Origin of the sequence: Tepidimonas sp., assembly GCF_029335975.1 — a bacterium.
In the GTDB taxonomy this organism is placed as follows: domain Bacteria; phylum Pseudomonadota; class Gammaproteobacteria; order Burkholderiales; family Burkholderiaceae_C; genus Tepidimonas.
In genome coordinates this window covers 1-9,059 of sequence record NZ_JARJMT020000165.1, presented here as the reverse complement: position 1 = coordinate 9,059, position 9,059 = coordinate 1, and the positions used below count along the sequence as shown (strand labels likewise).

Genomic DNA, 9,059 nt, shown 5'->3' with positions numbered 1-9,059 from the left:
CGGGGAGAGGGCACGCCCCCGCCTGGATGAGCTCGCCGCCGGGGGCGGGCGGGGTCAGCGCACCCGCTCCCCGCGCCGGTTGAACACCTTCAGCGCTGCATGCGGACAGATCTTCAGCACCCGCGCCACAGCCTCCCAGCGTTCCCCGTACACCGAATCCGCCAGCCCCGCCGCGTCCTGCCGGACCGCCCAGCGCAGCCGCCACCGCACCGGCGAGACCGCCGTGCCGTTGCCCATCCGCTCCACCACCGCCACCAGCCGGTCGGCCTCGTCCATGTAGCAGTACTGCATCGCTTTCGCCTCCGTTCATCCGCGCGGCCTGCTGCGCCTGGTAAAGCTCCACTGCCCGGCGCACGTCCGTCGGCAGAGAGTCGATTCGGTAAACCCGCCGCCGCCCGCCTCGACAGGTCTGCTCCTGATAGGGCCAGCCTTCTCGGCTGGCTCTCTTCTTCACGGCGTCTTTCGTCACGTCGAGAGCGGCTGCCAGGTGCTCAAGTGTGTAACTCATTCGAGCACCCCATCCTTGATGCCAAGGAGTACCGCTGCTCGATGCGCCTGACCGCGGCGACCAATGAAGCGCCCCTGAAGAAGGCCATAAACGATGCGCTCGCTCACGCCTATCTCACGGGCAAACTGCTTGATGCTCTTGCCTCGCCGCTCCAGATCCCGGCGGGCTTCCTCAATGGTTCTCACGCGTGTCATGCTTTGTGCCATGATTGGACAACATCATGGCAGAAATATAGCTCAACCGTGGAACCTGTCAAGCGCGATCGTGGAATAAAACGTTCCCCACTTGTCCCCGCTTCAAAGTGGGGAAGTGGGGAAATTCCCCGCTTTCGCGTTCCCCACTTGACGAGAAAGCGGGGAAGTCCACATGTCTGACATAGCGAAGCGCATCAAGGCATGGCGGCACGCGCTCGGGCTGACTCAAGAAGAGTTCGCCCGCCGCTCCGGCATTCCAAAGCGGACGATTGTTGGCTACGAGAATGCTGAACGCGACCCAGGTTCTGCGGCTCTCGCTGCCATCGCCAAGACCGGCGTGAACATGACGTGGCTACTCACCGGCGAAGGCGAGATGCTGCCGGCAAAGTCAGAAAAAACCACGGAGAATCAACAAGATAGCGCATCGCTCGATGCGCTCGCGGGTCGTCATGCCCGCCGCTGGTCCAAGCTCATCGAGCTGGTCGAGAGCGCCCCCTCACCAGAGGAGGCGGAGGCGATATTGGACGAACTCTTCGCGCGCGCTCGTCAGCAGGCAGAGCTAGCCGAGCTCCGCCAGGCCGTCCGCGAACTGACGGCCAAACAAAAGCGCGCGTGACCCCCCCCGTTTTTTGGCGCCTGCAATGCGTGCAAGGCGACGCGGCGCGGCGATGATGCCTAAGTCATTGATTTAACGGCATTTTTCGCCTCATCACGCCTCTTCACGCGACTTTTTGTCTCCTCGACTTCTTCGCCTCCAATCTTTTCACCCCCACCAGCGCTTCAGGTGCGTCAACGCGGCTGCTTTGCCCGCCCAAGGATCAGGCAGCGCAGCATCGACGGGCAGGCCGTGGCGAGGATCCAGTCTCAGTGCGGCGGCCGTCGGCGCAGAGCGCGCACAAACCCTGACGGCCACGCGCTCGCGGCGGGTAGGCTCAGTTGGGGGGGGCAGCGGAGGTGGCCAGTTTGTGGGTGCAGGCACAGGGGCGCGCACGGACGTGCCGTGGCGTTGGCGCCGTTGGCGAAAGATGGTAAATGCGTCGGGCAAGTCCGACGTTTGGAATGGCAGATCGGCCGCTTCGAGCAGCGTGTTGTGTCCGTGTGTGATGACGATTGCCCCCAATTGGCGCAAGGCCTGCAGATCGCGCCGCTCCTCCGGGGCGAGTTGGTCGATCGTGTGTATTCGCCATGGCCGCGGCAGCGCCATCAACCAATCGACCAGTTCATGACCCGGCGCCGTTTGCCACAAGCATGGCCTGCCCGCTCCAGCGTGGCAGCCAGTGCGCTGGCGGCCACGTTCCACCATGCGCGCCGGCGCTCGCTCATGCGCGGAAAGCCCCACGCAGCATCGCGCCGGCGGGGCGCCCACCACCGTGCCAACCATGGCATTCCGTGCGTTCGTGCCTCCGTCAAGCTGCGCAGCAGGGCCGGTTGATCATACAGTCGCAGCTCAGCTCGTACCAGCCAAATAACCGTGCCAGCACTCATGCATTGCCCCGATTTTCCGCATCCGGCGCGGCGCCCCGCTGGCCCCTGCAGCGATCGGAACAGTGGGTGACCCGCTCCCAGTGGCGCGCCTATCTATTTGCGCCGCCATGCGAATGGGCGGTTGCAAACAGGACAAATTTTGTGGCAAGAAGGGCTTGCGGTGCATGGTGATGCGCTTACCAGTCAAAACCGAGCTGTTGTGGGGGCGTCCTTGCCAAGCGATTCCCCGCAGGGCGGGATGCCGGCGAGCGGTTGGGTGCCCGAGCGCGCTCCATCCCAGTGCTGGGGTCGCGCGCTGTGGCGCCTGGCATGCCGCGGCGCGAGCCGTGTCGCAGAGCCAGCGTTGTTGCCTCGGCGCGCAACTGCGGTTGCTGGCGCCGTGCGTGCAGGCGTGCTTTGGCCGCGCGCAGCGCCATATCCAGATCGACCACGGGTTGGGGCCAGTCCACACCGATGCGCACCCCGCAGCGCCGCTGCAAATCGGGTGGCATGCGCCAGGGCTCGAACAACCAAGCGTCGGGCACGCGCCGCAGCACTGGCAGCCATTGGCGCACGAACTCTCCGCGCGGATCATGGTCCAGGGCCTGCTTGATGGGGTTGTAGACCCGCGTGGCGTTGATACCGGTCGTGCCCGACTGCATTTGCATCTGCGGCCAGTGGATGCCGGGCTCGTAGTCCAGAAAGAGGCGGGCCAGCCATAGGCCCACTTCGCGCCAGTGCAACCACAGGGGGTAGGCTGCGACCGAGACCAGCATGGCCCGCATGCGGAAATTGAGCCAGCCGCAGTCATGGAGCCAAGCCACACAGGCGTCCACGAGCGGCCAGCCCGTGCGGCCTTGTCGAAGCGCCTCGAAGCGCGCTGGGTCCCAGTCACCCTCTCTGAGCCCGTCGTACCCTCGATGAAGGTTTTGCCATTCCAGAGCTGGTTCGGTTTCCAACTTTTGGATGAAGTGGCAGTGCCAGTACAGCCGGCTTTCGAAAGCGCGCAGACCCGCGGCGAGGCGGCGTTGCTGGGTGGCCTCGGCCCTGTTGCGTAGGGCCGCGAGCTCCTGCTGCCGAGCACGTGTGGCTTGGACCACCTCGCGCAGGCTGAGCACGCCATAGGCCAGGTAGGGCGACAGCCGCGAACAGGCTTGCGGCGCTGACAGCGGCGATGAGATGCCGCCACGGTAATGTGCAGCCCGTCCGTCCAGAAAATCGGTCAGTGTCACGTGGCCCGCGCGACGTCCTCCGCGCTGGCGGTGCGGGGGTTCCCAGGGATCCAGTCCCAGCGCCGTGGCGTCCGGCCACGGACCAGCGACCCAGCGCCCGGTCTGCCAACGCCATGCGATGGGGCCCTGGCAGAGGTCCATGGCGGTCTGGGCAGGCGACGGCCAATCGGCAAAGCTCAGCCGCGGCGGCGGCCAGGACAGCGTTGGTGCGGCCATCAGCTGTTCGCGCTGCGGCAGCCAGCGTTCACGCTCACGCAAGCCACGGATGACGCCAAATTGCCGTGCTTCGTGTACTGCGATGCCGTGGCTGCGTGCCCAGCGCCGCACGGCCTGGTCGCGCGCAAAGGTGTGGGCATTGCCGGTTTCTTCGTGCGCATGAAGAGCGCCGATGCGGATTTGCTGGCGTACGGCCTCGAGTACCTCAACCGCCTCGCCTATCACCACCCGCAGGCCCGCATGCGGCAGGCCCGTGGCGCGCAGTGCGGCATCCAGCTCGATCAGGCTCTCGCGAATAAAACCCCAGTGTTGCGCGGCGCTGTCGGGTTGCTGCCACAAGCTGGGCTCGATGATGTAGAGGGGCAACACCATGCCGGCCCGCGCTGCAGCCGCCAAAGGCGCATGGTCGTGCACGCGCAAATCGCGCTTGAACCAGACAATCTGTACCGCCATGTTGGCCGATATCAATGCCCGATGGGCGCGGCCGCACGTCGGCGCAGCCAGCGCATCAGTCCGCCGAGCACGGGCAGTTGCTCGTAGAGCTCCTGCGCGGCGTCCCAGTAGTCGCGGTGAACACGCACGCGCCCGTCGGGCGCGAAGCGCAGATGAGTGCTGCCGCGGATGCAGCGATCGCGCGCCTCACCGCGAAAGCGGTAGACAAAATCCCAAGTGACAAACCCTTGATGCGCATCGCCCAGCAGATCGCGCACGACGAAGTGTGGCCCGTCGAGCCGAAGGTACATGTGCTCGAAGATCGCACGGATGGCCGACACCCCCTGTACCTCGTGAAACGGGTCTTTGAACCAGGCGTCTTCGGTGTATACCCGGTCGAGCGCTGACAACGAGGCCGGCGTCAGCGTCCGAAAAAACTGCTCGACGCGCGCGAGCGGGTCGGCACTGAGCTCGCTCAGCGGTACTGCCGTGCCGTAGCTGGGGGTATCTTCCATGATTCAAAGACCAGTGGCTCGATGGATGAGGGCGAAATACCAGCGATCGGGCAGCCAGCGCAAGGCCCGCAGCCATACGGTGAAGCGCCGAGGGAAGTGAATCTCGAATGCTCCGCGCGCCCAACCGCGCAAGATGGCGGCGGCGGCCTGCTCGGGCGAGATGAGCGCGGGCATACGGAAGGTGTTTTGGGCGGTCAGCGGTGTGGCGACGAAGCCGGGACTGATGAGACTTACACCGATGCCGCTGGGGCGCAGGTCCAGATAGAGCACATCGGCCAAATTGGCCAATGCCGCCTTGGTCGGACCATAGGCCAGGGCCTGTGGCAGGCCGCGATAGCCTGCCACACTGCCCACCAGGCTGAGATGACCACAGCGCTGCGCGAGCAAGCGTGGCACACACGCACCCACCCAATGCAGCGCCCCCTCCACGTTGACGCGCTGGTGGCGCAGCAGCTCATCGGTATCGACAGCAGTTGCTCGCTGGGGGCGGTAGTGTCCAGCGCAGAACAGGGTGAGATCGAGTGGACCTTCGCTGAAGGCTTGGGCAGCAGCCTGCTCCACGGCAGCGCGGTCAGTGACGTCCAGTGGCAATGCGCGCCGCCTGGGGGCAGCGTCGGCAAAGGCCTGCAGGGCGTCGGCTTGCCGCGCAGAGACCAGCACCGTCGCCCCGCGGGCATGCAGTGCCTCGGCCACGGCCCGACCGATACCGGAGGAGGCGCCGACGATCCAGACGCGCCGGCCGGTCCAGTCGCGCAGGGGCGGATTCAGGCTCATGGCGCCAGTCGGGTAAAGGCCAGCGTTACTTCGCCCAGCCGGATGCCAAATTTGCGCATTTCGGCCCGATTGAGGACGATGCGCTCGTCGATGCGGTACATCCAGTCGTCGAATTGCACTTCGTACACCTTGCCATCGACGGGCAGGCGCAGGGTGTAGCGCCAGTTGAAGGCATTGCCCCGCACTTGGCCGCTGGCTTCGCCCACCACGTCGTCGGCTGTGCCACGATAGCGGCCATTGCCGTCGTCCACCAGGCGCCAGATGCGCCGCTCGGTTTTGCCGTCGCTGTAGGTAAAGCGCTCATCCAGCACGCCTTGGTTGCCTTGCCAGGTCCCAGTCATCTCCACCACGAAGCGCCGCACCACTTGCCCGCTGCGATCCTGAAACATGCCGTGTGCCACCAGGCGCCCGTCGAAATAGGTTTTGAGATCCAGCGCTGGTTGTTCGGCAGCATAAGATTCGATGCGTTGCGATGCGCAGCCGCCCAGCAGCAGGGCAGCGCCTGCGGCCAACAGCCGCGTGCGCAAACGCAACGGTGAGTGGCGGAGAAGGGCAAGCGCGCGCATAGACGGACTCCAAGGGGGTTAGGGGATCAGTTTGGGGGAGCGACGCCGGGTGAGGTTGGGCGGACATCGGATAGAGGTGGACGTACCCATCCGCGCCACAACAGCCATGCAGCCAAGGCCTTGATGACGCAGGGCAATATCGCGTAGGCTAGGCTCAGCGCTTGCAGCCCCGTTGGGTCGCGAGTGCCCGGGGTGTAGCCCAACCACGCCAGCGCTGGCAAGCCTAACCCGGCCGCAAGGGCCAGGTTGCCTTTGGCGGCCAAGTTCCACCAGCCAAAGTAGGCTCCATCATGCCGGCCGCGGTCACCTGCATCGGCGATCACCCCTGCCAGCAACGCGGCAGGCAGGGCCAGATCGGCACCCAGCGCCAGACCCGACAGTACGCAGACTGCGGCAAATGCCCAGGCGTCGCCCGGGCCGAGCAGCGCGGCCCAGGCAAAAACGGCGATCGACAATCCCATTGCGGCCAACCACGCGCGCGCCAATCCGATGCGCCTCACCGCGCTCAGCCACGCTGGCATGCCGGCCGCCGCGGCCCCAAAATACCCAGCCAAGAACATCCCCTGCCACTCGGAGGCCTGCAGCCGATCCGCGATAAAAAACAACACCAGGGTCGCCGGCATGGCGCTGGCCAATCCGTTGAGCACGAAAACGGCCATCAGGCGCCGAAACGCCGAGCGCTGCCAAGGCAGCCGCCAATCGGCACCTTTGGCGCTCCTGTGAGCAGTTACCGATGGGCTCGAAAGCGGGAGCGATGCTGGGGACGGGCCGCGGCCCAACGCCAGCAGGGCGGCGAGCAAGACGAGCGCGAGCACCGTCAAGGTTGCCGTCCAACCGGCCAGCGCGGGCAGCATCGAAGCGACGACCACACCCGCCAGGGTGCAACCCTCGCGCCAGGCTGCGATGCGGGCCTGACGTGTCGCATCGCCCCCGAGGCGCGTGCCCCAGCTTTGGTGGGCGATGACCAGCACGCTGTAGGCCAGCGTCGTGACCAGGGCCCCGGCCAGCGCCCAGGCGGCCAGATGCCCCTGGGCGGCCGCCGGCGGGAACAGTAGGCCCAGCAGACCCAGCCACAGCATCAGCGCGATCAGCCAGGCTCGGCGCATGACGGCAGAAGGCCCGGCCTGGAATACGCCGTCCAACCACCGGCCCAGCCATGGATCGGTCAACGCATCGAAGGCGCGCGCCAGCAGCAGCACCCCACCCAAAGTGGTCAGTGGCACTCCCAGGCTTGCATAGTGATGAGGCAAATGCACATACAGCGGCAACGCGGCGAAGGCCAACGGCAAGCCCAGCAGGCCGTAGCGCCAGCCGTCGCCGATGGACAGTGACGAGGGATTCATGGCATCGTCACCGCGACCTCGGGGCCGAGCAGCGCGCGCCGCAGTTCGGGTTCAGACGTGGAGGCTGCCAGCCAGATACCAAAAAATCGCTCGGCAAAGCGGACATCCGCCACTTCGCCCAACAAGCGTCGGCGGCCGTTGGCATCGGTCAACACGAAGCGGGCCCCGACAGCGGGTTGCCACAGACCCGCGATCCGGTCTCCCGGCCCGACATCGGGGAAAATCCGTTGCATAGCGGCGAGCCAGGCCGCTTCGTCCGATGCCGAAATGGGACCGGCTCGGCGCATTTCCTCCAGCGAGCGGCGGGCGATGTCTGCCCCGCGAAAGGCCCGTCGGTAGGTCAGCTCCAGCACCAGTGGCGCGCGTCCCAATGCTTCTGCTCGCCAACCTGGTGGGGCCAATAACTGCGCGTCGTAGATTGCAAACCCCAGGAAGCGCAGCGTCCCCCTGCCCACTGAAACCGCACCGGGCAGCAGCTCAGCCTGGTCGGTGGCGCGGCTGCCGCTGGCGGGAGGCGGCGTTTCGCCAGATACGTTCGCCCACGCGGGCGCAACGACCAAACAGGCAACCCCAATCCCCCAGCCAAGCCCGTTACGGTTTGACCAGCGTGTACTGCACGACATCGATATCCCCGGCGTCGAAGCCGGCCTCGCAATACGCCAGATAAAAAGACCACAAACGCACGAAGCGCTCGTCGAAGCCAAGCGCCAGCACCGCCTCGCGGCGCGCCAGAAAATCCCGACGCCAGCGGCGGCAGGTTTCGGCGTAATCGCGCCCGAAGGCCAGCGTGTCCACAACCTGCAAGCCAGCGCGCCGCGCCTGCTCCTGAAAGACCGTCGGACTCAATAGACAGCCGCCAGGGAATATGTATTGCTGGATGAAATCAGTGGAACGCAAATAGCGCTCGAACAGTTCGTCCCGGATGACAATGGCCTGAATGCAGGCGCGACCGCCTGGGCGCAGCAGCCGCTGCAGGGTGTCAAAATAGGTCGGCCAATACTCGCGCCCTACCGCCTCGATCATTTCGATCGAGACAATGGCATCGTAGGGGCCGTCCTCGACGTCGCGGTAATCTTGCAGCCGCAGCTCGGCGCGGTCGCTCAGGCCTGCGGCAGCCAGCCGCTGCTGGCCATGCGTCAACTGCTCGGTCGACAGCGTCACGCCGGTCACCCGGGCGCCAAAATCGCGCGCTGCCGTCTCGGCCAAAGTGCCCCAGCCACAGCCGATTTCCAGCAAGCGCGCGCCGGGCGTCACCCCCGCCATGCGCAGCGCCCGCGCGATCTTGGCGCGCTGTGCGCTGGCCAGATCGCGCCCCGCGTCGCCCTCGAACCAGGCGGAAGAGTAGGTCATCGTATCGTCTAGCCAAAGGCGGTAGAAGGCGTTGCCCAGGTCGTAGTGGGCGTGGATGTTGCGCCGGCTGCCGCTGCGGGTGTTGCGGCGCAGCAGATGCCGCAGCCGGTAGAGGAGTCTGCCCCCCCACGAGCCGTGAATGACGTCGTCCAATGCCTGCCGGTTGGCTAGCATGACACGCAGCAGGGCCGTCAGATCAGGGGTGGTCCAGTCGCCCGCGATGTAGGTTTCCGCAAATCCGATATCGCCGCTGCGCAGGGCGGCGGCAGCAACGGACCAGTTGTGCAGTTCCAGTCGGGCGCGCAACTCGTGTCCCGCACCGGTGTGACCGAACACCAGTGTTTGCCCGCCGGGGACCTGCAGCTCCAGCAAGCCGTGGCGCAGCCGCTGCAGCAGCCGCAGTGCAGCCCGCGCGGCAGAGGGCGCGCCGTGCAACGCGGCAGTCATGACCGAGGGGCTGTGGGG

Annotated in this window: 11 protein-coding genes and 1 pseudogene; 1 reads left to right on the top strand and 11 read right to left on the bottom strand. The window is 66.1% G+C overall.

Annotation, left to right across the window (positions count from 1 at the left end):
• Positions 1–54: 54 nt before the first annotated feature.
• The 3 genes and pseudogenes from P3W97_RS09295 to P3W97_RS09290 form a co-directional block, all read right to left on the bottom strand.
• Positions 55–291: a hypothetical protein gene (locus P3W97_RS09295; RefSeq protein ID WP_300846075.1), complete on the bottom strand. Its 237-nt coding sequence runs from the start codon at positions 289–291 to the stop codon at positions 55–57.
• A gap of 19 nt (positions 292–310) precedes the next feature.
• A pseudogene (locus tag P3W97_RS11090) lies at positions 311–508 on the bottom strand (DNA-binding protein); the annotation flags it as partial.
• The gene (locus tag P3W97_RS09290) at positions 505–702 is read right to left on the bottom strand and encodes a DNA-binding protein (protein ID WP_300846079.1); all 198 of its coding nucleotides are present in this window, start codon (positions 700–702) and stop codon (positions 505–507) included. The pseudogene P3W97_RS11090 and the gene P3W97_RS09290, both read right to left, overlap by 4 nt.
• A gap of 172 nt (positions 703–874) precedes the next feature.
• On the opposite strand from P3W97_RS09290, the gene P3W97_RS09285 reads away from it, so the two are divergent.
• Positions 875–1,318, top strand: a complete 444-nt coding sequence (locus tag P3W97_RS09285) for a helix-turn-helix domain-containing protein (RefSeq protein WP_300846073.1) — start codon at positions 875–877, stop codon at positions 1,316–1,318.
• A 962-nt stretch (positions 1,319–2,280) separates the two neighbouring features.
• Here the strand turns inward: P3W97_RS09285 and P3W97_RS11085 are convergent.
• The 8 genes from P3W97_RS11085 to P3W97_RS09250 all read right to left on the bottom strand — a co-directional run bounded on the left by P3W97_RS11085 (position 2,281) and on the right by P3W97_RS09250 (position 9,041).
• Entirely contained in the window at positions 2,281–2,325 is a 45-nt protein-coding gene (locus P3W97_RS11085; RefSeq protein WP_367184614.1) for a DUF2256 domain-containing protein, read from the bottom strand.
• 38 nt (positions 2,326–2,363) lie between these two features.
• Entirely contained in the window at positions 2,364–4,067 is a 1,704-nt protein-coding gene (locus P3W97_RS09280; protein ID WP_300846071.1) for a cryptochrome/deoxyribodipyrimidine photo-lyase family protein, read from the bottom strand.
• 11 nt (positions 4,068–4,078) lie between these two features.
• A complete protein-coding gene (locus tag P3W97_RS09275) occupies positions 4,079–4,561 on the bottom strand; it encodes a nuclear transport factor 2 family protein (RefSeq protein ID WP_300846069.1) in 483 nt (160 codons plus the stop codon).
• A 3-nt stretch (positions 4,562–4,564) separates the two neighbouring features.
• Complete coding sequence (locus tag P3W97_RS09270) at positions 4,565–5,335, bottom strand: SDR family oxidoreductase (RefSeq protein WP_300846067.1); 771 nt, start codon at positions 5,333–5,335, stop codon at positions 4,565–4,567.
• Positions 5,332–5,901 (bottom strand): DUF3833 domain-containing protein, encoded by a 570-nt coding sequence (locus tag P3W97_RS09265; protein ID WP_300846065.1) that lies wholly within the window; start codon positions 5,899–5,901, stop codon positions 5,332–5,334. The genes P3W97_RS09270 and P3W97_RS09265 overlap by 4 nt, the downstream gene beginning before the upstream one ends.
• Before the next feature lie 26 nt (positions 5,902–5,927).
• A complete protein-coding gene (locus tag P3W97_RS09260) occupies positions 5,928–7,244 on the bottom strand; it encodes an MFS transporter (protein WP_300846063.1) in 1,317 nt (438 codons plus the stop codon).
• Positions 7,241–7,615 (bottom strand): chalcone isomerase family protein, encoded by a 375-nt coding sequence (locus P3W97_RS09255; RefSeq protein WP_300846061.1) that lies wholly within the window; start codon positions 7,613–7,615, stop codon positions 7,241–7,243. The genes P3W97_RS09260 and P3W97_RS09255 overlap by 4 nt, the downstream gene beginning before the upstream one ends.
• A 220-nt stretch (positions 7,616–7,835) precedes the next feature.
• Positions 7,836–9,041, bottom strand: a complete 1,206-nt coding sequence (locus tag P3W97_RS09250; RefSeq protein WP_300846077.1) for a cyclopropane-fatty-acyl-phospholipid synthase family protein — start codon at positions 9,039–9,041, stop codon at positions 7,836–7,838.
• Positions 9,042–9,059: the final 18 nt, after the last annotated feature.